The 22085-nt window shown below is 60.2% G+C and carries 24 protein-coding genes; 13 read left to right on the top strand and 11 right to left on the bottom strand.

What is annotated here, in order from left to right; all coding sequences use genetic code 11:
• Nucleotides 1-114 precede the first annotated feature (114 nt).
• The 4 genes from PMI09_RS29180 to PMI09_RS29165 all read left to right on the top strand — a co-directional run bounded on the left by PMI09_RS29180 (nt 115) and on the right by PMI09_RS29165 (nt 2703).
• Nucleotides 115-930 (top strand): class I SAM-dependent DNA methyltransferase, encoded by an 816-nt coding sequence (locus PMI09_RS29180; protein ID WP_007802833.1) that lies wholly within the window; start codon nt 115-117, stop codon nt 928-930.
• Nucleotides 931-1205: 275 nt separating this feature from the next.
• Nucleotides 1206-1889, top strand: coding sequence for a glutathione S-transferase family protein (locus PMI09_RS29175; RefSeq protein WP_007802831.1), 684 nt, complete (start codon nt 1206-1208; stop codon nt 1887-1889).
• The gene (locus PMI09_RS29170; protein WP_007802829.1) at nt 1886-2218 is read left to right on the top strand and encodes an ArsR/SmtB family transcription factor; all 333 of its coding nucleotides are present in this window, start codon (nt 1886-1888) and stop codon (nt 2216-2218) included. Before PMI09_RS29175 ends, PMI09_RS29170 begins: the two co-directional genes overlap by 4 nt.
• An 8-nt stretch (nt 2219-2226) precedes the next feature.
• A complete protein-coding gene (locus PMI09_RS29165) occupies nt 2227-2703 on the top strand; it encodes an SRPBCC family protein (RefSeq protein ID WP_007802827.1) in 477 nt (158 codons plus the stop codon).
• A 293-nt stretch (nt 2704-2996) separates the two neighbouring features.
• Here the strand turns inward: PMI09_RS29165 and PMI09_RS29160 are convergent, their stop codons facing one another.
• Nucleotides 2997-3812, bottom strand: a complete 816-nt coding sequence (locus PMI09_RS29160) for a class I SAM-dependent methyltransferase (RefSeq protein ID WP_037084515.1) — start codon at nt 3810-3812, stop codon at nt 2997-2999.
• A 111-nt stretch (nt 3813-3923) separates the two neighbouring features.
• Between PMI09_RS29160 and PMI09_RS29155 the strand changes: the two genes are divergently transcribed.
• The 4 genes from PMI09_RS29155 to PMI09_RS29140 all read left to right on the top strand — a co-directional run bounded on the left by PMI09_RS29155 (nt 3924) and on the right by PMI09_RS29140 (nt 8104).
• Nucleotides 3924-5057 (top strand): ABC transporter substrate-binding protein, encoded by a 1134-nt coding sequence (locus tag PMI09_RS29155; RefSeq protein WP_037084511.1) that lies wholly within the window; start codon nt 3924-3926, stop codon nt 5055-5057.
• A 97-nt stretch (nt 5058-5154) separates the two neighbouring features.
• Entirely contained in the window at nt 5155-6291 is a 1137-nt protein-coding gene (locus PMI09_RS29150) for an ABC transporter substrate-binding protein (RefSeq protein ID WP_007802822.1), read from the top strand.
• Complete coding sequence (locus tag PMI09_RS29145; protein ID WP_007802820.1) at nt 6291-7358, top strand: FecCD family ABC transporter permease; 1068 nt, start codon at nt 6291-6293, stop codon at nt 7356-7358. Before PMI09_RS29150 ends, PMI09_RS29145 begins: the two co-directional genes overlap by 1 nt.
• Nucleotides 7352-8104, top strand: a complete 753-nt coding sequence (locus PMI09_RS29140; RefSeq protein WP_007802818.1) for an ABC transporter ATP-binding protein — start codon at nt 7352-7354, stop codon at nt 8102-8104. Before PMI09_RS29145 ends, PMI09_RS29140 begins: the two co-directional genes overlap by 7 nt.
• A 32-nt stretch (nt 8105-8136) precedes the next feature.
• Here PMI09_RS29140 and PMI09_RS29135 read toward each other — a convergent pair whose 3' ends face one another.
• From PMI09_RS29135 to PMI09_RS29120, 4 genes are all read right to left on the bottom strand, one after another.
• Nucleotides 8137-8961, bottom strand: a complete 825-nt coding sequence (locus tag PMI09_RS29135) for an ATP-binding cassette domain-containing protein (protein ID WP_007802817.1) — start codon at nt 8959-8961, stop codon at nt 8137-8139.
• A gap of 10 nt (nt 8962-8971) precedes the next feature.
• On the bottom strand, nt 8972-9808 hold the full coding sequence (gene ssuC / locus PMI09_RS29130; protein WP_007802815.1) for an aliphatic sulfonate ABC transporter permease SsuC: 837 nt from the start codon (nt 9806-9808) through the stop codon (nt 8972-8974).
• A gap of 114 nt (nt 9809-9922) precedes the next feature.
• Complete coding sequence (gene ssuD, locus PMI09_RS29125) at nt 9923-11098, bottom strand: FMNH2-dependent alkanesulfonate monooxygenase (protein ID WP_007802813.1); 1176 nt, start codon at nt 11096-11098, stop codon at nt 9923-9925.
• 30 nt (nt 11099-11128) lie between these two features.
• Nucleotides 11129-12094 (bottom strand): aliphatic sulfonate ABC transporter substrate-binding protein, encoded by a 966-nt coding sequence (locus PMI09_RS29120; protein WP_007802811.1) that lies wholly within the window; start codon nt 12092-12094, stop codon nt 11129-11131.
• Nucleotides 12095-12344: 250 nt separating this feature from the next.
• On the opposite strand from PMI09_RS29120, the gene PMI09_RS29115 reads away from it, so the two are divergent.
• Nucleotides 12345-13214, top strand: a complete 870-nt coding sequence (locus PMI09_RS29115; protein WP_007802809.1) for an NAD(P)-dependent oxidoreductase — start codon at nt 12345-12347, stop codon at nt 13212-13214.
• Nucleotides 13211-13912, top strand: coding sequence for a DNA alkylation repair protein (locus tag PMI09_RS29110; RefSeq protein ID WP_037084508.1), 702 nt, complete (start codon nt 13211-13213; stop codon nt 13910-13912). Before PMI09_RS29115 ends, PMI09_RS29110 begins: the two co-directional genes overlap by 4 nt.
• A gap of 69 nt (nt 13913-13981) precedes the next feature.
• Here the strand turns inward: PMI09_RS29110 and PMI09_RS29105 are convergent, their stop codons facing one another.
• Nucleotides 13982-14971 carry a substrate-binding domain-containing protein gene (locus PMI09_RS29105; RefSeq protein WP_007802806.1) on the bottom strand — a complete coding sequence of 330 codons (990 nt, stop codon included), beginning with the start codon at nt 14969-14971 and terminating at the stop codon, nt 13982-13984.
• Between the two features lie 50 nt (nt 14972-15021).
• Complete coding sequence (locus PMI09_RS29100; RefSeq protein ID WP_007802804.1) at nt 15022-16002, bottom strand: NAD-dependent epimerase/dehydratase family protein; 981 nt, start codon at nt 16000-16002, stop codon at nt 15022-15024.
• 130 nt (nt 16003-16132) lie between these two features.
• Here PMI09_RS29100 and PMI09_RS29095 point away from each other — a divergent pair, with 130 nt between their 5' ends.
• Together PMI09_RS29095 and PMI09_RS29090 are read left to right on the top strand one after the other, a co-directional pair.
• Complete coding sequence (locus PMI09_RS29095; RefSeq protein ID WP_007802802.1) at nt 16133-16957, top strand: ATP-binding cassette domain-containing protein; 825 nt, start codon at nt 16133-16135, stop codon at nt 16955-16957.
• A gap of 40 nt (nt 16958-16997) precedes the next feature.
• Complete coding sequence (locus PMI09_RS29090) at nt 16998-17993, top strand: ABC transporter permease (protein ID WP_007802800.1); 996 nt, start codon at nt 16998-17000, stop codon at nt 17991-17993.
• A 20-nt stretch (nt 17994-18013) separates the two neighbouring features.
• Here PMI09_RS29090 and PMI09_RS29085 read toward each other — a convergent pair whose 3' ends face one another.
• From PMI09_RS29085 to PMI09_RS29075, 3 genes are all read right to left on the bottom strand, one after another.
• Nucleotides 18014-18502, bottom strand: coding sequence for an Lrp/AsnC family transcriptional regulator (locus PMI09_RS29085; RefSeq protein WP_007533095.1), 489 nt, complete (start codon nt 18500-18502; stop codon nt 18014-18016).
• A 67-nt stretch (nt 18503-18569) separates the two neighbouring features.
• A complete protein-coding gene (locus PMI09_RS29080; protein ID WP_007802798.1) occupies nt 18570-19220 on the bottom strand; it encodes a uracil-DNA glycosylase family protein in 651 nt (216 codons plus the stop codon).
• Nucleotides 19214-19750 (bottom strand): thermonuclease family protein, encoded by a 537-nt coding sequence (locus PMI09_RS29075; protein WP_007802796.1) that lies wholly within the window; start codon nt 19748-19750, stop codon nt 19214-19216. The genes PMI09_RS29080 and PMI09_RS29075 overlap by 7 nt, the downstream gene beginning before the upstream one ends.
• A 106-nt stretch (nt 19751-19856) precedes the next feature.
• On the opposite strand from PMI09_RS29075, the gene PMI09_RS29070 reads away from it, so the two are divergent.
• Nucleotides 19857-21392, top strand: coding sequence for a sensor histidine kinase (locus PMI09_RS29070; RefSeq protein ID WP_007802793.1), 1536 nt, complete (start codon nt 19857-19859; stop codon nt 21390-21392).
• Between the two features lie 172 nt (nt 21393-21564).
• On the opposite strand, the gene PMI09_RS29065 is transcribed toward PMI09_RS29070, so the two are convergent.
• Complete coding sequence (locus PMI09_RS29065; protein WP_007802791.1) at nt 21565-21945, bottom strand: diacylglycerol kinase; 381 nt, start codon at nt 21943-21945, stop codon at nt 21565-21567.
• Nucleotides 21946-22085: the final 140 nt, after the last annotated feature.

Raw genomic sequence — 22085 nt, 5'->3', positions numbered from 1 at the left:
CATTTTGTTCTTATCCATTAGGGGATGCTTATTCTGCGCCTCGGACGTCGCCATTGCAAAAGACATTCAGTCGCCTTAGACGCAGCTCTGGAATAAAAACGATGGTGAATTGCTATGGCCAAGAAGATCGACGAAGACGCACTCGCGGAAGCCTACGAGCGGGCTCTTGCCCTTGAGAAGGCGGGTGATGTTGATGCCGCCGTGAAGGCCTATGAAGAGGTTCTTGCCATCGATCCCGACGATCATGGCGGTGCGGCCGTGAGGATCGCCTCCATGGGGCGCGGCGAGACCCCGACAAAGGCGCCGGACGCTTATGTCGAGACCTTGTTCGATCAGCATGCCGAGGTCTTCGAGGACGTTCTGGTGGAACAGCTCGGCTACCACGTGCCGATGATGGTCCGCCAACGCCTGCAGGACCTGAACCTTGGTCCCTTCAAGCGTATGCTCGACCTCGGCTGCGGCACCGGCCTTACCGGCAGCGCGCTCGGCGATCTCTGCGAGGACATGACCGGCATCGATATCTCCGAAAACATGGTCGAGATTGCCCACGAGAAGGATCTCTACGAAACGCTCTTCGTCGCAGAAGTCGAAGACTTCCTCGATGACAATGACGAGGATCCATTCGACCTCATCACCGCAACGGACGTCCTGCCCTACCTCGGCGCACTGGAGCCGCTGTTCTTCGGCGCGGCGGAAAACCTCAATCCTGGCGGCCTCTTCATCTTCTCCTCGGAGGAACTGCCCGAGGCATCTGCGAAAGGCCAACCTTACCTGGTCGGCCCCCACCAGCGCTTCCTGCATTCGGCGGCTTATATTCGCGAAAGGCTCACGGCGACCGGATTCGAACTCGTCGAGATGAGGGAGATCAACGTCCGCATGCAGGATGGTCAACCGAGCCCGGGCCATCTGGTGATCGCGCGCCTCGGCTGATGTCTGCAGCGAAAGATCCGCGACGCATCAGTTGCGACACTGAATGCAATCAGTGATTGTGTTGCGTTGCTAGACAAATGACGTGGGATCTATCAGACGATTGATTGGGTCGGGCAGGCGCAACTGACGAGCATTCGAAGCGGCTGGACAACGGGCCAACACCTCCTCCGTCTGCCGATAGTTAGCCAATGACGCAACTTTTCCATTGAACCCACATCGACGACCTGATACTTAGCCAATCACGCAAGTTTTTAACAGCGTGAAAGGCTGGCCGCATGTCGCTTTCCCTCCACAGTCACCCGCTTGCATCCTTCTGCCACAAAGTCTTGATCGCGCTTTACGAGAACGCCACCCCCTTCGAGGCCGTTCATGTCGATCTCGGAAACGAGGCATCGAGAGCGGCGTTCCTCAGCATCTCGCCACTCGGGAAGATGCCAGTGCTGCGCGACGAGGCGCGCGACCGCACGATCCCCGAAACGACAATCATCATCGAGTATCTCGATCAGTACTATCCGGGCAGGACGGCCCTCATCCCAGACGATTTCGACAAAGCGCTCGAAGTCAGGCTGTGGGATCGTTTCTTCGACCTGCATGTGCAGGATCCGATGCAGCGAATCGTTGGCGAACGCCTGCGTGGCGGCGGCGATCCAGCCCGTGTAGCCGAGGCTGAGGCGGCGCTGCGCAAAGCCTACTGCATGATCGAGCGGCAGCTCGGCGAATACCCATGGATTGCCGGGGACAGCTTCACCATGGCCGATTGTGCCGCAGCGCCTGCCCTCTTCTACTCCGAGACACTGGTTCCCTTCGTGGACCAAGCGAAGCTGCAAGGCTACTATAACAGGCTTCTGACGCGCCCTTCCTTTGCGCGCGTCCTGGAAGAGGCGCGCCCCTACTTCAAGTTCTATCCCTACCGCGAACGCCTGCCTGCGCGCTTCCGGCCGGACGAAGCCGCCGAATGATGCACGAACCCGCCGCGCTCGATCAGATGTTCCGCGCGCTGTCGGACCGCAGTCGGCGCGGCATGGTCGATCGCCTTGGCCAAGGGCCCGCCTCGGTATCGGAGCTCGCGGAACCTCTGTCGATGGCGCTTCCGACCGTTATGAAGCACCTCGCGGTTCTGGAAAAAAGCGGCCTCGTCCACTCGGAAAAGAGCGGCCGTGTGCGCACCTACCGCCTGCAGAAAGATGCACTGGCGCAGATGGAGCACTGGCTTGCCGCGCACAAGGCGAGCTGGAACAAAGCCTTTGACCGCCTGGACCAGTTCCTGGCAGACGACCAACCGGAGTGACGACCGAGATGATGAAATATTCCGCCATGCACGAAACCTTCTCGATCGAGCGAAAGATGCGGGCGCCGGTCTCACGCGTCTTTGCCGCTTGGGCCGATCCGGAAGCCAAGCGCCAGTGGTTTGCCTGCCACGACGAATGGGTGCCCCTCGAATACAGCCTCGACTTCCGTGTCGGCGGCCGGGAGCGAAACCGCGTCGCCGACAGCTTCGGCGTTCCGCACGCCTATGAGGCGCGCTATCTCGATATCGTGCCGCAGGCACGCATCATCTATGCCTATGACATGAAGCTCGGCGAAACGCGCATTTCGGCATCGCTTGCGACAATCACCTTCGAGGCGACTCCATCGGGAACAACCATGCTCTTCACCGAGCAGGTCGTTTTCCTCGATGGCTACGCCGACGGCGGCTCACGGCGGCAAGGAACCGAGATTTTGGTCGATCGCATCCAGGCCTACGTCGAGCGAGACGGCAGCACCGCACACTAAATATTGGACCGCTTTCATGCTATAGATTGGCGTCTTAACAATCCCACGGCTGCAAGTGAGGCGGTATGGCTGCAGAGAAGCGATCTTCACAAGGTGGAACCGCACTAAAGCGTCGGCACAAATTCAATCCCAAGCGCGGCCCCAGACCACAAGTCCTGGCCAATGCAAACCGCACGGTTGCTTGGGGAGCTTCCTTGGTCGTCGTTGCTTTTGTCGTGCTCGTCACCCTCAACGCATTGCTGTTCTAGCCGCCTCGCGAAACTGCGCCCGCTGTTGCGGTTGCTTGGCTGTCTTCAGCCGGCCGGTTTACGCGCGCTGATGGCAAAGCGATGCTGGATTCCGCGCGACAGCGCCTTCAGATAGTTCCAGTGCTTCGCCTGGCTCCTGTGGATTTCACGCAGGTTCGTGTCGATCGTGATCCCTTCGAAGCCGGCGTCGCCGAGCATGCCTGCGACCAGATCCGCCCGTGCCCCTTCCGAAAAGTGAACGCGCGAAACGATGTCACTGTGATTTTTCATGAGCTCGGGCGGTGCATGCGGCGGATCGGCCTTGAGCAAGCCTGCCCTCTCCATGGTCTTCGCGAGTGCCTTCAGAAGGCGTTCTACCCGGCTGACATTCACGAAATCCCCATCGACGATGAGGATCGTCCCGCCCGGCTTCAAAACACGCATCCATTCGGCGAAAGCCGCCTTCGGATCCACCAGCGTCCAGACCAGATGGCGCGTTATGATGACGTCGTAGGTTTCGTCGGGCTCCATCGTGTTCTCGACATCGACCATTCTAAACGAAATCGAGCGCCCCCTCGCCTTTGCCTTGGCGCGCGCTCGCTCCAGCATCGGCTCGGCCCAATCAAGCCCCGTCACCTTGAACCCCAGATCGTCCATCAGATGGGAAATCACGCCGGTACCGCTGGCGAGGTCGAGCGCCAGCCTGCCGTTGCCCGGCCCCAGATGCTTCAGAATCAGGCGATGCCAGGCAAGGCGCTCTGGCTCGGAAAAAATCTCGTGCCCAGGAGACAGATCGAAGGTCGCCGCGCGTGCTGACCAGTAGGCCTTGATCTCCTCGCGAAGTCCATAATTGTGCCCGCCTGCAATTCCCGTTTCACTCATGCTCATGCCAGTCGCCATTTCAGTTTGAAATCGTTCTAATAGATATAACTTGACTGCTTAAGTCATAAAATAATAGACGACGAAAAGTTTTCCACGGGGGTATACTTTTCGATGCGACTTACAGGCAAAACAGCAGCGCTTGCAATGGGCTTTGTCGTCTCCGCGGTCCTGCCCGCCCTGGCCGACAAGATCACGATCAAGGACGTGACCGGCCGAAGCGTCGAAGTGAGCGCGCCCGTCAACCACATGATTCTTGGCGAGGGACGGCAGATCTACTTCCTGGCTGCTCTCGACAAGGAGGCGCCTTTCGAGCACGTCGTCGGCTGGCGCGACGACCTGCCCAAGGCAGATCCCGAGTCCTACCAGGCCTATCTCGCGAAGTATCCTGACATCGCCAAGCTTCCGACCTTCGGCGGCATGAAGGACGGCACCTTCGATGTCGAGCAGGCCGTGGCGCTCAAGCCCGACGTCATTCTGATGAACGTCGATGCCAAGACAGCAACCGAAGAAGCCGGCTATATCGAGAAGCTCGCCAAGGTCGGCATCCCGCTGGTCTACATAGATTTCCGCGAAAAGCCGATGGAAAACACCGAGCCCAGCATGCGCATCATGGGCCAGCTGATGGGCAAGGAGGCCGTTGCCGAGGACTTCATCAAGTTCCGTGTCGACAGCATCAAGCGCGTCACCGACGTCCTCGAAAAGAACAATCCGGCCAAGCCCGTCGTGTTCGTCGAGCGCGCCGGTGGCTACTCCGACGATTGCTGCATGTCCTTCGGCGACGAGAACTTCGGCAAGATGGTCGAAATCGCGGGCGGAAAGAACATGGCCAAGGACATCATTCCGGGCACGTTCGGCACCGTCAATCCCGAGCAGATCATTGCCTCCAATCCTGACCAGATCATCATTACCGGTGGCAACTGGGACAAGTATGTTCCGGGCGGCGCCTGGGTCGGCGTTGGCTATGGCGCTGACCTCAAGGAAGCGCACCGCAAGCTCGAGGCCCTGACGAAACGCCCTGCCTTCACCGACGTCAAGGCCGTCGAAGACAAGAACGTTCACGCCATCTGGCACCAGTTTTACAACAACCCCTACCAGTTCGTGGCAATCCAGGAGATCGCAAAGTGGCTGCATCCGGATCTCTTCGCCGATCTTGACCCCGAAGCGACATTCAAGGAACTGCACGCGCGCTTCCTGCCGCTGGAATACAAGCCGGGTTACTTCGTTTCGTTGAAGGACGACCAGTAAGACGCGACCGGCAGGACCACCGAAGGTCCGCCGGCATAGCAAGACGGGCCGCGCGTATGCGGCTCCGTTATTTCCTTTTTCAGATTGAGAGGTGTCCATGCGGCTCACGACACTCCGGCACATTGCCGTCCTTGCGCTTGCGCTCGTGACCACGCCCGCCCTGTCTGCGGAAATCACCGATGTCACCGGTCGCACGGTCGAGATTGACCTGCCAGCCAAGCGCGTCATCGTTGGCGAGGCGCGTCAGATCCATGTGATTGCAGCGCTCAAGGGTGAGCAGACCTTCGGTACCATCGTCGGCTGGCGCGACGACCTCGTCAAGAAAGACCCTGATAGCTACAAGGCTTATGCCGAACGTTTCCCGCAGATCGAGAAGCTGCCGCGTTTCGGCTATGTGCCGCAGGGCGATTTCAGCCTCGAAACCGCGATCTCGCTCTCACCGGATGTGATTACGCTCAATCTCGAGGCGGAAAAGTCCGCGAAGGAGAGCGGATTCGAAGAGAAAGCGGCAGCCGCCGACATCAAGGTGATCTACCTCGATTTTCGCATCGATCCCGACAGGAACAGCGAGACTTCGATCGAGATTTTAGGCCAGCTCTTCGGCGCGGAGGAGCGTGCAAAGGAGTTCATCGCCTATCGCCGCGCCGAGATTGCGCGCGTGACCGACAGGCTTGCGCCTGTCAAGGATCTCAAGCGACCGCACGTCTTCATCGAACGCGCGCCTGGCATTTCCGGCGAGAACACGTGCTGCCGCACCTTCGGCCCGGTCAATTTCGGCGCCATGGTCGAACAGGCGGGCGGCCACAACGTTGCCGCCGACGTCATCAAGACAACGTTCGGCGATCTCAATCCCGAACAACTTGTCGTTTCGGATCCGCAGCATGTCATCGTCACCGGATCGAACTGGGCAGCCGAGTCCGACATCAACCAGTTCGTGCCCGTCGGGCGCGGCGCGGATATGACGCTGGCCCGCGAGCGGCTGGCAAATCTCATGACCCGCACGCCCTTTCCGGAACTGAAAGCTGTTAAGGACGGCAACGTGCATGGCGTCTGGCACCAGTTCTATGGCGCGCCTTACGAGTTCTTCCCGATTCAGCAATTTGCCAAATGGTTTCACCCGGATCTCTTCGCTGATCTCGATCCCGAAGCCAACTTCGCAGAATTCCACAAGAGGTTCCTGCCGGTGACTTACCAGCCGGGATATTTCGTTTCTCTCGAAAAGGGCTCCAACTGATGGCCTCATTCAGTCAGGTCCAGCTTGAAGCGACAGGGCGCGAGCAATATCGCGCCCTTGCGTTTCGCCGTATCCTCATCCTCGTCGGGCTAACCGCAGCGCTCTGTTTCAGCATCTCGGCCGATATGGCGCTCGGGCCTGCCAACTATGCGCTTTCGGACGTACTGTCGGCGCTCTTTGACCCGGCAGCGGCTGCCAACCAGCTTCGCGTTATAATCTGGGATATCCGCATGCCGATCGCCTTGATGGCGGTGACCGTCGGTGCTTCGCTTTCCGTGGCGGGTGCGCAGATGCAGACGATCCTTTCGAACCCGCTGGCTAGCCCCTTCACGCTCGGCATTTCCGCCGCCGCGAGCTTCGGCGCCGCCCTGGCGCTTGTCGGCGGCGTTGCGATCTTTCCGGGCGCGATCGAATACATGGTGCCGTTGAACGCATTCCTGATGGCGATGGCCGCTGCGCTCTTCATTCACTTCGCCTCGACGATGCGCGGCGTGAGCGTCGAAACGATCGTACTGCTCGGCATCGCCCTCGTCTTCACCTTCAATGCCGCGCTGTCGCTATTGGAATATCTCGCCTCTGAACAGGCGTTGGCCGCCGTCGTCTTCTGGACCATGGGCAGCCTGACCAAGGCGACTTGGGCAAAGGTCTATTTCACCGCTGCCGTGCTCGTCGTCACCGTGCCGCTCTTCATGCGGCAGGCCTGGGCGTTGACGGCCCTGCGGCTCGGCGACGACAAGGCGGCCAGCCTCGGCATCAACGTCCGCAGGCTGCGTCTACAAACGATGATGATCGTCAGTCTTCTGGCCGCCATCCCAGTGTCGTTCGTCGGCACCATTGGCTTCGTCGGGCTCGTCGGCCCGCATATCGCCCGCATGGTTGTAGGCGAGGATCAGCGCTTCTTCCTGCCGGGTTCGGTCATCTGCGGTGCTCTTCTCCTGTCGGTGACATCGGTCGTCAGCAAGATCCTGATCCCAGGTGCGATCCTGCCGATCGGTGTGATTACGGCGCTCGTCGGCGTACCGTTCTTCTTCGTTCTCATCTTCAGCAATAGGAGGCGCGCATGGTAGCCTTGGCTCTCGCAGATGTCGGCGCCTCCTACGGGCGCACGACCGTTCTATCGAACGTGAGCATCGACGACCTGAAAGGCGGCAGCGTCACGGCCATCATCGGCCCCAACGCGGCAGGCAAATCGACGCTGTTCAAGCGGATCGCGGCGCTGGTGAAAGGTCCGGGACTGGTCAAGCTTTCCGATACCGAACGTGGATCACGGACGATCTGCTATATGCCGCAAGATACAGGCGCCAATGCCGTCCTGACCGTCTACGAGTCGATCCTTCTGTCTGCCAAGCAAGGCAGCGGCTGGCGGGTTGCCGACGACGAGCTTGACGGCATCGATGAAATCCTGAAGGCCCTCCGTATCGAAAATCTGGCCTTCCGTGGTCTCGGCGAACTTTCCGGAGGCCAGCGCCAACTCGTGTCTCTCGCACAGGCACTGGTACGCAGGCCCGAGGTCCTGCTGATGGACGAGCCGACCTCCGCGCTCGACCTCCACAGGCAGATCGAAGTGCTGAGCTTTATCGCCGACCTTGCCCGCCGCAACGGAATGATCGTGCTCATCGCGCTCCACGACCTCAATCATGCGCTGCGCTATTGCGAGAACACGATTGTCATCGCCAATGGAGCAATGGTGGCGAGCGGACCAACATCAGACGTCATCACCGACGCCATGCTTCGCGACATCTACAAGATCGACGCCCGCATCGAGCGCTGCTCGCAGGGCACGCCGATGGTGATCGTCGACGGCGCAATCTGAGATCGCCCGTCGCACATCACGACCGGCGCCGTTCAGTGGGCGGTGTCCGTCCCCAGGATCGCCGCCAGCAGCCGCCCTTCGAGCTCTGCCAGCGCGGGGTTGCCATGTCGGCGCGGGTGCGGATAGGGAATCGCCAGATCAAGCTCAACGCGCCCCTCTTCCAGCACGATCACACGATCGGCAAGATGCACCGCCTCGCTGACGTCGTGCGTGACCAGAACTGCCGTAAAGCCTAGCTCCCGCCAGACGCGATTGAGCAGTTCCTGCATGCTGATCCGTGTCAACGCGTCGAGCGCGCCGAGCGGCTCGTCCAGTGCCAGCACGCCGGGCTTGCTGATGAGTGCCCGCGCCAGCGCCACGCGCTGCCGCTGCCCGCCTGAAAGACGCGCTGGCCATTCGTTCGCCTTTTCGGCAAGCTGCACCTCGCCGAGCACAGCCTGGGCCTCCCTGAGGGCAACGCGCTTATCGACCCCATCGCCAAGGCCGACTACTACGTTTTCGGCGACGCTCAGCCAAGGGAGCAGACGAGGCTCCTGAAACACGATCCTCGCGTTCGCTTCAGCATCAGCGCCATCGGCGTTCTCGAAATGCAGTTCGCCGCTCGTCGGCTCGTCGAGCCCCATCAGAATGCGCAACAGCGTACTCTTGCCGCAACCGCTCTTGCCGATGACCGCGACGAACTGCCCGGCAGGAATGTGGAGGTTGATGCCGCGCAGCACGCGATTGCTGCCGAAACTCTTCTCAAGTCCCTTCAGCGTGATCGCAGCAGCCCCACTGCCAGCCGGCGTCGCACGGTCGGTCTCGTATTCGAGCTCGTCCACAGCCCCTTGAAAACGCTCATGCGCGATGATGGTCATGGCGCCTCTCCTACTTCTGGTAAACCGGGTTCCATTTGAGCGCCCGGCGCTCCAGCGCACGGGCAACGACATCGGCAAGCTTGCCGAGAATGGCGTAGATCACCAGCGCCAGCACGACGATGTCAGTCATCATGAACTCGCGGGCGTTGTTCGCCATGTGACCAATACCTGATGAGGCCGCGATTGATTCCGACACAATCAAGGTCAGCCACATGATGCCGAGCGCGTAACGCAGCCCGACGAAGATCGACGGCAGCGCGCCAGGGAAGATCACCTTCCTGAATAGGGTCCAGCTTCCCATGCCATAGACACGGCCCATTTCGATCAGGTCACGATCGACGTTGCGAACGCCGTGATAGGTGTTGAGATAAATGGGAAACAGCACGCCGAGCGAAGTCAGGAACAACTTGGATTCCTCACCAATCCCGAACCACAGGATGACCAGCGGGATCATGGCGAGATGCGGGATCGTGCGCAGCATCTGCAGCGTCGTATCCGTCAGTTGCTCCGAGATTTTCGAGACGCCGTTGGCGATCCCAAGGAGGAAACCGATCGAGCCGCCGACCAGCAGACCGGCAAAGGCGCGACCGGCGCTGACGAGGATATCGTGTGGCAATTGTCCTGTGATCGTCGTCGACCAGAAGGCAATCGCCACATCCACGGGTGATGGCATGATGCGGGAGGAGATCCAGCCGGCCGACGAGGCCAACTGCCAGACGGCAATAATTGCCACCGGCACGAGGAAGGGCAACAGCTTATCCCGCCCCGGAGGCGAGACGCGGAGCCTTCCCTTGCGCTCAACGCGTTCGGTCAGCGCCCGCCCGATCGGCGTATCGAAAGTCGACATGAAGGTTTTTCCTCGCTTCTGCTTGCTTCACCCGAGCTTCTGGAGAGGCATGGTAAGCCTGTGCGTCGTCAATGAAGAAGCGCCGCCCGATAGCGGACGGCGCCAATTGGCGGATCAGGAGCCGGAGACCACTTTCAGGTTTCCGCCATGGCTGCCGCCGCCGAAGACCTGATGCTTACCGAAATCGGTCTGGAAGCCGTGTCGCTGCTCTTGGCGCGTGATCCCGAGTTCGGGGAAGAGCAGCTCGGCAACGCGGTATGCCTCCTCTAGGTGCGGGTAGCCCGACCCAATAACGGTGTCGATGCCAACGTCCTGGTATTCGCGCAGACGCGCGGCAACGGTTTTCGGCGAGCCGACCAGCGCTGTTCCTGCCCCGGCGCGCACCAGTCCGACACCGGCCCACAGGTTCGGCGACACTTCCAACTTGCCTCGCCGGCCGCCGTGCAATGCCGCCATGCGCTTCTGGCCGACGGAATCGGATTCGTTGACGAAGCGCTCCTGCGCCTCGCGAATCGTCTCATCGTCAAGTTTCGAGATCAGGCGATCGGCCGCTGCCCATGCCTCCTCGTCCGTTTCGCGGACGATGAAATGCAGGCGAATGCCGAAGCTGACTTCGCGGCCCTTTTGCGCGGCAGCGGCGCGCACCTTCTGAACCTTTTCGGCAACCTGCGCCGGTGGTTCGCCCCATGTCAGGTACTTGTCGACGCGGCCGACCGAGAAATCGATGCCGGCATCCGACGAACCACCGAAGTAGAGCGGCGGCCGCGGATTCTGCACCGACGGGAAGCCGAGGCGCGCATTTGTCGCCTTGATGTACTTGCCGTCATAGCTCGCGACACCCTTTTCCAACAGCTCTTCGAAAACCGTGAAGAATTCATCGGCATGGGCATAACGCTCATCATGTGCGAGATGAATGCCGTCGCCGGCAAGCTCCGCTGGACTGCCACCAACGACGATATTGAGCAGCAGACGTCCGTTCGAAATGCGGTCCAGCGTCGTCGTCAGGCGCGCGTAATATGCCGGCGATGCCGTGCCAGGACGAATTGCCACCAGAAACTGCAGCTTCTCGGTCTTGGCGGCGAGTGCGGCGGCTGTCACGAAGGACTCCTCGCAGGCAACGCCCGTCGGCAGAAGGACACCAGAGTAGCCCAAGCGATCGGCTGCCTGGGCGATTTGCGTGAGATAGCCGATCTCCGGAGCGCGCGTCTGTTCGTTCGAACCGAGATAGGCGCCGTCCCCCGAGGTCGGGATGAACCAGAGGAAATTGATGGGGTCGTGTTTGCCGGTCATGGATGTCATGCCTTCTAGTCGGAATGGAAATCAGCTTGCCTTGGCGCGCCAGATAATATCGCCGGTGTTCAGTTGCTTCGGGACGATGCCGAGCTTGTAGAACTCATCGGCCAGCCCCTGCTGGTAGGCCGCAGCCGCATCCGTGATGCCGGATACGCTGCCAAGATCGGCGCCAGCACGCGTCAGCGTCACGCGCGTTACCTCCTGCGGCACGCCGGTAATTTCGGAGAGCTCCTTGATTGTCTGATCGAGATTGCTCTGTGCAGACCGCCCGACTTGCTTAAGTTCATCAAGCACATCGGTGATGACCTGCGCGTTTGCGTCGGTGAACTCGGCATTCGCAAGGAAGAAACTATAGGAGTCGACAATGCCCTCGGCCGTTGTCAGAACCCGTGTTTCCGGATCGGCTTCAGCAATCGCGAGATATGGGTCCCAAATCGACCAGGCGTCGATGCTGCCAGTCTTGAAGGCAGCCGCCGCATCCGCCGGGCTGAGATCCACGCCCTCGATGTCCTCAGGCGCCAGGCCTGCCTTACGCAGGGCCTTGACCGTAACGTTATGGGCGCTCGAACCGCGCTTGAAGGCAACCTTCTTGCCCTTGAGATCTTCTAGCGTCTGGATCGGCGAGTCCTTTCTGACAAGGATTGCCGAGCCTGCGGGACTGCCTCGATAGAGGCCCACATAATAGAGATGACCGCCAGCCGCCTGGGCGAAAAGCGGAGGCACGTCACCGGTCGCACCGAAATCGAGCGCGCCCGCGCCGAGTGCCTCGAGCAGCGGCGGACCGGAGGTGAATTCCGACCAGCTGACGGTGATGCCTCGGTCGGCAAGCCGCTTTTCCAGCGCGCCGCGCCGCTTGGCCAAAGCGAGTACCCCGTTCTTCTGCCAGCCGATGCGAAATTCGGTTGCTGCCGCACGCGCGCCCTTGATGCCGGGCAACAATGCCGTGGCCGCCGCGGCGCCGAAAAGCCCCAATGTCTGACGTCGTGAAATCATGGTTGTTCCCTCTTTGGAAGCCGGCAGGTTTCACCGCTTCAAGTTTCGATATCCCAATTCTGATAAACTCTATAAAATCAATCGACATTTTTATTTATGATCTTTCGGCCCTCACGGGATTATCCGGACCAGTAATCGCCGCTTTCGGGGAAAATTTTTCCACCTCAAGGTCACTTGCGTCCCACCCGACTTTCCGCGCGCCGTGCTTTCGGCTAAGCCTCGTGCCCTGCATTCACGAAAGGATAGGCACATGGCAAAAGTCGCATTCATCGGTCTCGGCGTGATGGGGTTTCCCATGGCGGGCCATCTCAAGGTGAAAGGCGGCCATGACGTCACGGTCTATAACCGGACCGCAGAAAAGGCGGCCGCCTGGGCAGAGAAATTCGGTGGCAAATCGGCGCCCACTCCCGCGGAAGCCGCCAAGGCCGCGGATTTCGTCTTTACGTGCGTCGGCAATGACGATGATCTCCGCTCAGTGACAATGGGTGAGAATGGCGCTCTGGAGTCGATGAAGCCGGGTGCGATCCTGATCGACAACACCACCGCGAGCGCGGAAGTCGCCCGCGAGCTTTATGCCGCGGCGAAAGACAAGAGCTGTGGCTTTATCGACGCCCCGGTTTCCGGCGGGCAGGCAGGCGCCGAGAATGGCGTTCTGACGGTCATGTGCGGCGGTGACGAAGCCACGTTCGAGAAGGCGAAGCCGGTGATCGATGCCTACGCCCGCATGGTCGGCCTCATGGGACCGGCTGGCGCCGGTCAGCTGACCAAGATGATCAACCAGATCTGCATCGCCGGCCTCGTCCAGGGGCTCGCGGAAGGGATTCATTTCGGCAAGCGCGCCGGCCTCGACATCGAGAAGGTTGTCGAGGTTATCTCCAAGGGTGCCGCCGGCTCCTGGCAGATGGAGAACCGGCACAAGACGATGAACGCGGGCAAGTACGACTTCGGCTTTGCGATCGACTGGATGCGCAAGGATCTCGGGATCGTCCTGAGCGAAGCGCGCCGCAACGGCGCGAAGCTGCCGGTCACCGCCCTTGTCGACCAGTTCTACGGCGACGTGCAGGCTATGGGCGGCAACAGATGGGATACGTCCTCGCTGTTGGCTCGATTGGAGAAATGATCGGTCCTTCCTCCAGCGCCGCAGAGCTGATTGCGCACCTGCAAACGTTGCGCTCGGAGGAAAACATCGCCGGGATGGCCAGTTTCGGTATCGTCACCGAAACTACGCTCGGAATATCCAATCCGGATCTCCAAAAAGTCGCCAGAGCGGTCAAGCGAAACCACGGCCGCGCCCTCGAGCTTTGGCAGAGCAACATCCGCGAAGCCCACCTGCTCGCTCTCTACACAGCGGAACCCAAGAAGCTGACATCAGACATTGCGCGAACCTGGGCCGATGATTTCAACTCGTGGGAAATCGTTGACTGCGCTGCGGACCTCTACGTGGAAGCTCGTCTCGAGGCGCTTGTCCCCGAATTCGCAGCCGATGACCGGGAGTTCGTCCGACGGACCGCCTTCGCTATGATCGCCGGCGCCGCCGTTCATCTGAAGACAGAGCCGGACGAGACGCTGTTGGCATGGCTTCCGCTCATAGAGGCACATGCTGGCGACCCGCGCAATTTCGTGCGCAAGGCGGTGAATTGGGCGCTGAGAAACATCGGCAAACGCAACCTCCGCTGCCATGGTCCTGCGCTCAGGCTTGCGGAGAGCCTTGCCGCGTCGGACGACCGGACCGCACGCTGGATCGGCAAGGACGCCGTCCGGGAACTGACCAGCGAGAAGGTCGTGGCTAGGCTGGAGCGGACATCGGCAGCGTGGTGACCGCCACATTCGTCCGTCAAAGAGCAGCGGGCGGACGACCGCCGTCCGCCCACTGTCCCTCCTGCCCAACTATTTCTGGATGCACGTGTCGACGGTATCCTTCGTGCACTCGTCGAGGCCGGTGAAGACAGGGTCGTCGACCGGCTTGCCGGCGATCAGATCCATCATCACCGATGGTGCCTTGTAGCCCATTTCAAATGGCCGCTGCCCGACAAGTGCCGTCACGAGGCCGTCCTTGGCAATGGCGACTTCATCGCCGATCGTGTCGGCGGCACCGATCACGAACTCGTTCTTGGCGATCTTGTCGGCCATTGGCTTGAACAGATCGCGGTAGGGCTGCGGCGCGCCGAATAGCGGCCAGCCGCCCATGATACCGAAGGCATCGAGATCCGTGTTGGCCGCCAGAATGTCGGTCATGGCCTGAACGCCCTTGGCGCCGTCGTCGTTCGTGAAGACCGGGCAACCGGCAACTTCCGTCCACCCGCCCTCGCCTTTCAGCGCGGTCAGGCCTTTCTGGCCCGTCAGGGTGTCACGCATCCCCTGGGCACGACGCAGAATATTGTCGGCACCCGGGTTGCCTTCGATCGTGCAGATCTTGCCGCCCTTCGGCTTTGCCTTCTTGATGTACTCGCCGATGCGCGCACCCATCAGATAGTTATCGGTGCCGAGATAGGTCTTGCGCAGTGCTGAATCCTCTGCCGCAAGATCGGCGTCGAGCGTCATGACAGGCACCTTTGGGTTTGCCGTTTTCAGCGTCTGCGCGATCAGCTTGGCGTTCGACGGAGAAATGGCGATTGCCGCCGTTTCCGCCTTGCCCAGTACGTCCTGAACGATTTGCGCCTCGCCGGCTTCATCGGAGGTCGATGCGGGACCGGTGTAGAAGCATTCATATTCGGAGTCCGGATTTTCCTTGTTCCACTTCTGGCAGCCCTGGTTGATCGCCTCGAAGAACGGGTTGTCGAGGCCCTTCACCACGATGACCAACTGTTTCTTGGCCGCCAGGGCCTGTCCGGCCGTCAGCGCCAGCACCGCGGCCGTAAGCAATAATGCCTTCCTCATAGCTTCTTCCTCCCATTGAAAAATGGCGGACGCCATCGCCCGCCACATGATCAACCCGGATACCAGACGATGCGAGGATCCTCCTCCGAACGCACATACCCCCAGGCCGAGTCGATAAGCATTTCCAGATCGTAGACGGGCCGCCATCCGAGCAAATATTTGGCCTTGCTGTTGTCCATCCAGTTCGAATGGAACTGGCTCGGTATGTCGACGGAGCCAAGGCCGCGTGTGCGCGCAAGGTGGGCGGCAACCTCGCCGTAGTCGACGGGTCGATCCATGCAAATGTTGAACAGTTGACCTCTCGCGCGTGGATTGTCGAGCGCGGCAAGGATCGCCGCAACAAGGTCGTCGACGTGAACGAAATTGCGCTTCAAGGGGCGGCCATCGGCATCACGCAACAGCGGAACCGTCTGCTCCCGGACATGGCGCGCGGCGTCGCCCGCCGGAACGAGCGTCTTCCAGTCCGGTCCGCCGAAAACATCATCACCGAACGACAATGTGAACTTGAAATCGTCCTTCTCCATGATCCATGGCGCCCGCAGGCAGCAGCCATTGATGCCATACTGGTTCTTGAACTGCTCCAGCATCACCTCTTCCAGTACCTTCGATAGCGCATAGCAACCGGGATAAGCCTGGTGTGGCGTAGCTTCGGTGATTGGCGCCTCATGGCGATAGAAAAAGTGGCCTATCCCCGCATCGCCGCCGATGAGAATGAATTGGCGCGCAGTGGCGCTTGTCCTGAAGCCCTCGAGAAGCCAGAAAAGTCCTTTGACGGTGACGTCCATGACGTCATCAGGCGTCTCCTTGCATGTCGCGAGATGCACGACATGCGTGACATCAGCAAGCGCACGCGTCACCACTCCGCGATCGCTGATCGAGCCCCGCACCGCCTCGACACGTTCGGTTTCTGGGCACAAGCGGTTATGACAAAGCGCGCGAATGCGCGCCTTCGAAAATCGCGGATCGTCGAGCAGCCCAGCGATGAAGTGCTGCCCGACCTTGCCCGTTGCACCGGTGACAAGGATCAGCATGCTCTCCTCCATCAACAGCTAATATACAGACACTTCCGCGCGTCAACGAAATTGTACTATAAAACGAATAATTGTAGCGGAGACCGTAAATTAGCAGCATCCGATTGACGGTCTCACGCGGTTCTGGGTAATGTTGAAAGCGCTCGCAGGGAGGAAACTGGCGGGTGAAATCGCGGCTGAAACACGGTCGCGGCTTTGGGAGGCTAGACAGCTGGTGGCAGTTCTCGAGCTCGCGAACATCTCGAAACATTTCGGGGCCATACAGGCGGTCAACGACGTCTCTTTTTCGCTGGAGGCGGGAGAGGTCGTTGGGTTGATGGGCGACAATGGCGCCGGCAAATCGACGCTCGTGAAAATGATTGCCGGCAATTTCCGTCCAAGCCACGGAACGATGCGGCTCGACGACGAAGACCTAGTCCTGCATCGGCCGGTAGAAGCCCGGCAGCGGGGCATCGAGATCGTCCACCAGGACCTCGCGCTCTGCAACAATCTGACGGCGGCCGCCAACGTATTTCTAGGCCGCGAGATGCGCCGCGGTTTCGGGCCCTTACGCATTCTCGACTACAAGACAATGTACAAGCGCGCCGGCGAAATCTTCAAGGACCTGAAATCGGAGACGCGGCCGCGAGATCTGGTCAAACAGATGTCGGGTGGTCAGCGCCAGGCCGTCGCGATCGCCCGCACTATGCTGGCGGAAGCAAAGCTCGTGCTCATGGACGAGCCGACGGCCGCCATCTCCGTGCGCCAGGTTGCCGAGGTTCTTGCTCACATCCGTCAACTGCGCGATCGCGGCATCGCGGTCATTCTGATCAGCCACCGCATGCCTGATGTCTTCTCGGTTGCTGATCGCGTGATTGTCATGCGGCGCGGGCGCAAAGTTGCCGACAAACCGATAACGGCGAGTTCGCCGGAGGAAGTCACTGGGCTCATAACAGGCGCAATCGAACAGGTGTGATTAGCGCACGTTACCTACCTAATGTAAGCGAAGGTCGACCATGGCAATAACTCTAGATCAGACGATCGCGCAGAAGCAGCGCAACTGGCTCTCGTCCATTTTCGCGAGCCAGACCTTCTGGGTCCTCATGGCCGTTATCCTCGCCTGCATTTTCCTCTCCTTCGCCACGAGCTCCTTCGCCACGCCCACCAACCTTTACAACATCACGCGTAACGTCACGTTTGTCGCGGTTATTGCTCTCGGCATGACGCTGGTCATCGTCACCGGAGGCATCGACCTATCGGTTGGGTCGGTGCTTTGCCTCTGCAGTATGGTGCTGGCGGTTACCATGCATGCCGGCTACGGCATCGGAACGGGCATTGCCGCCTCGATCGGCACGGCGCTGGTAATCGGCGCATTCAACGGCATCCTGATCGCTTATCTCGGATTCCCGCCGTTCGTCGTCACGCTCGGCATGCTGTCCATTGCCCGCAGCCTCGCAATGGTGGCCTCGAACAACACCGTCGTCTTCCAGTTCGGCCCGGATCACGACAAGCTGCTGGCGCTCGGCGGCGGTGCATGGCTCGGCATCGCCAATCCTGTGCTTTACATGGCCGTGCTGGCGCTTCTGACCGGCTTCGTGCTGCGCTGGACGCGCTTTGGCCGCTACGTCTTCGCCATCGGTGGAAACGAACACGCTGCGACGCTGACCGGTGTGCCAGTCAGGAAGATCAAAGTCGCGGTCTATATGATCTCGGCCTTATCAGCCGGTGTTGCCGGCATCATCCAGACCGGCTGGCTTGGTGCGGTAACCACAAACATCGGCGCGGGCATGGAATTGCAGGTGATTGCCGCAGCCGTGATCGGCGGCGCAAACCTCGCCGGCGGCGTCGGCACCGCCTTCGGCGCCATCGTTGGCGCAGCATTGATCGAGGTTATCCGCAACAGCCTTGGTCTCTTGGGGATCAACGCCTTCTGGCAAGGCACCTTCATCGGCGGCGCGATCGTGCTTGCGGTTCTGTTCGACCGGCTCAGGAACCTTCGCCAGAGCGAATAACAGATGGCCGCAGCCGTCTGTCAGTCCTCGTTCGACTTGGCGTTGTCGAGGATCATGTAGTCAAGCGGCAGCTGCGTCGAATACTTGATCTGCTCCATGGCGAAGGCGGACGAAACATCGCGGATCTCGATCTTTGCGATCATCCGCTTGTAGAAGGCGTCATAGGCGGCAATGTCAGGCACGACCACGCGCAGCAGATAATCCACGTCGCCACTCATGCGATAGAACTCGACCACTTCGGGGAAATCGGCAACGACTTCCGAAAAGCGCCGCAGCCACTCGATCGAGTGCGTTGCCGTGCGGATCGAGACAAAGACCGTGACCTTCGTGTTGACCTTTTCCGGATCAAGGATGGCGACGCGACGCTTGATCACGCCGTCCTCTTCCATCTTCTGGATGCGCCGCCAGCACGGTGTCGTTGAAAGCCCGACCTTCTTGGCGAGATCGGCAACGGCCAAGGTCGAATCTTCCTGCAAAAGGCGCAGGATCTTGCGGTCAAGACGGTCCATACAACAAAGCCCCTTCGAATTATTTTCTCTGTATAACGCGATTCCGGCAGTTTAAAAGAATTTTGTTTCAGTCGATCAAGAGTTTTACGCGCTCCCGCAGAACTGGCAGGAGCTCCGCCTCGAACCACGGATTGCGCTTGATCCAGCCAGTGTTGCGCCAGCTCGGATGGGGCAGCGGCAAGATCCCGGGCAAGTGCGGACGCGACAACGTCGTTTGCCACGCCCGCACCGTCTCGGTCATGTTTTCGCGACGCTCCGCGCCCATATGCCAAGCCTGCGCATATTGGCCGATTGCCAGCACAAGTTCGATCTGCGGCATTGTCGAGATCACCCGGCTCCGCCAATGCGGTGCACATTCGCGCCGCGGCGGCAGGTCGCTGCCCTTGGCGTCATAGCCGGGAAAACAGAAGCCCATCGGCACGATGGCGAAACAGTCGCAATCGTAGAACGTCTCCCGATCGACCTGCAACCAGTCGCGCAGGCGATCGCCGGACGCATCGTTGAACGGAATGCCGCTCTCGTGAACCTTGAGGCCCGGCGCCTGCCCCGCGATCAGTATCCTCGCCTTCGACGACATCACCGCGACCGGCCGCGGCTCGTGCGGCAAACGAGTGTCCGCCCCGCCAAGCGGCGCGTCTCGACAGATACGACAGGCGGCGATCTCCCGCCGAAGAATATCGAGCGCCCGCTCGTCAGAGGCGTTTTTCTCGATCACCATCCGAGCAATCCCATGATGCCGCGGGCATCTGGTCGCGGCGTATGGTCCCGTACGCTTCGAGGCATCTCGAACGTGCCCGCCCAGAGCCCGGCCTTCTCTGCCTTCGCCCACGCCTCCTCGTCACCATAGGCTCCATAGGATACCGCCATGCCCCGGCGCACCATTTCGGCGTTTAAATCTACGCCACCGGCATGACAGACCACCAGCAAGCGATCGAAACGGTCCCGCCCGGTTCCGCTACATTGCGTGTCGGTCGGCGCGACAAGAGCCTGCAGTGTCCGCTTCGCCTGCTGCCCGCAGGTCCATGCAATGCCTGCCCGTTCGCATGTCTGACTGAGTTCGGGCGCATCGATGCCGTAAAGCCGCATCCGCTCCTTGCCGAGGTTCAGGCTATCGCCGTCAGCCGCACGAAACTGGCCGGAATGGACAGTTTCGGCGTGATCGCTCAGCTTGGCCGCAATCAGCCACAGGAATGCCAGCAGAGCCAGCGCCGTCACGCCGTCGCGCATCACTCGCAAACCGCGTGTCACGCTTTCGCCTCCTTAAAAAACAAATCCTTGGCAAAGATGGCTAACATCATCTTAAGAATTGCGGTCTAGGGTGTAGCCACCCGCGGATCAAGTTTCAACGTGCACAATGAGTACTGGCGTTAGCACATCGACCGATAAGAATATCGTCGACAAGTCACGCAGTCACCGAAACAAGCCAGTGTCGAAGGCTGTTCGGCTGACGCGGGAGCGCCTCCAGTCGAGCCACGCGGCAAGCGGCGCATTCGATCGCGACGTGCTCGTGATGCACATAAATGCCGTCCTCCAGGGCGCATCGATCGTACCGCTCTTTGTTACGATCATCGCCGCTCTCGGCGTCTATTTCACGGAAAACACTCAAATCTTTCTGTGGGCGCTGCTGACGCTGACGGCCCATGCCACAAACGTGTTTCTCGCGCGCCGCGCCCGCGGGCAGGAAATCAATACGACGACGGCGCGCAAATGGCGCCGTGTTCTCTTGCTTGGGCAATTCATGGTTGGCTGCTGCTGGGCTGTGTTCGCCCTGCAGGATTGCACCACGTGCGAACCGTCGAGCTTCCTGCTCTACAAGGGCGCCACGCTGCTCATTGCGCTCTCTATTACAGCAATGTCGAATTTCATGCTGACGCCGTCAGTGCTCATTACCTTCGCGCCTGTCGTTCTCGGATTGGTTGCCAAGGCCGGCCTCTCCCGCGAAATCCTCGAGATCAGCCTGACGGCCATCTTCACAACGACGGTCATCCTCTTCAACTACATCAGTGACCGGCTCTTCCAGTCCAACCTGAAGATCCTCGCCTATCAGGCCGAGAAAGACGATCTGATCGCCGAGCTCGAAGTCGCCAAGTCGATGTCGGATGAGGCCCGCCGCCGGGCGGAGGAGGCCAACCTGGCAAAGTCCCGCTTCCTCGCCTCCATGTCACATGAACTGAGAACGCCGCTCAATGCCATCCTCGGCTTCTCGGAGGTCATGTCCGCGGAGGTGATGGGGCCGCTCAACAACCCCACTTACAAGGAATACACCAGCGACATCCACCGCTCCGGTGAACATCTGCTGAATCTCATCAACGAGATCCTCGATCTCTCACGCATCGAGGCCGGAAAATACGAGCTAAGCGAGGAAGCGGTTTCGCTGCTGAATATTTCGGAAGACTGCATCGGCATGGTACAGCTGCGGGCCCGCGGCAAGAACATCACCATCTCGCAGCAGTTCGAGCTTGAATTGCCAGCCGTTTGGGCTGACGAGAAGTCGCTGCGCCAGGTCATTCTCAACCTCCTTTCAAATGCCGTAAAGTTCACCCCGCAGGCGGGCGAAATCCACGTCAAGGTCGGCTGGACGGCGGGCGGCGGCCAATACATCTCCATCAAGGACAACGGTCCCGGGATTCCCGAAGAAGAGATCCCGGTAGTCCTCTCCGCCTTCGGCCAGGGCTCGATCGCAATCAAGAGCGCCGAACAGGGCACCGGCCTCGGCCTGCCGATCGTTCAGGCGATCCTTGCCAAGCACGACGGCCAGTTCATCCTTAAGTCGAAGCTGCGCGAAGGCACCGAAGTCATCGCCATCCTGCCGGCCAAGCGCGTGCTGCAGACCGTCCCGGCCGTCGAGGATGCGCCGGCGGTCTCACGCAAGCGCAGGAGCTTTGCGTAACGATTTAATCGACGATCCGCTTGAAATCAGGATCGTCTGTGAAGTCCTGACCGCTCGTTGACATCGCATCCCCCGGCGTTGCGCCCGAGGATAGAGTGACATTCTAAACGCATCTTAAAGATGCATTAAATAACAGATACAACCTAAAGTCCACTGCCGGTTGCAGACGTCATCACCCAAACAACAGATGCTTCCCGATCGTGAACAACAGGAACACGCCGCAGGCGGCGATCATGCAGACGACGGCAAACGATCCGAGATCCTTGGCGTGCTTTCCAACCATCGAGATCTCCGGGGAAATCCTGTCGATGACCTCCTCGATCGCCGTGTTCAGCGCCTCGACGGCGAAGAGGGCGAGAAACAGCACGATGGCGATCATCAGCTCCGAAAGCGTCGCGCCGACAGCAATCAAGAGGATCAACGAAACCGCGAAGAACAGCAGCTCCTGCCGGAACGCAGCCTCTTTGATCAGCCGCCGGAAGCCGCCGATCGAATAGCCGGCGGCTGCCAGAAAGTGGCTGATGCCGGTGAGTTTTGTCACGGCAGGTTTCATCAAGTGCCCTCGTCGTCCGTCGATGGCGGCCGTTGCCGCCACCAGTCAGAAATTGCGAATACCGGTTCACGGTCCCCGCGGCAAGAACTCTGTCATCAACCTGTCACAAACCTGAAAGCTCAGTGCTTGTTGCTGACGCC

Source organism: Rhizobium sp. CF122 (genome assembly GCF_000282035.1).
GTDB lineage: Bacteria > Pseudomonadota > Alphaproteobacteria > Rhizobiales > Rhizobiaceae > Rhizobium.
Note: the sequence above shows the minus strand (reverse complement) of the source record. Positions and strands in the feature narration are given on the sequence as shown.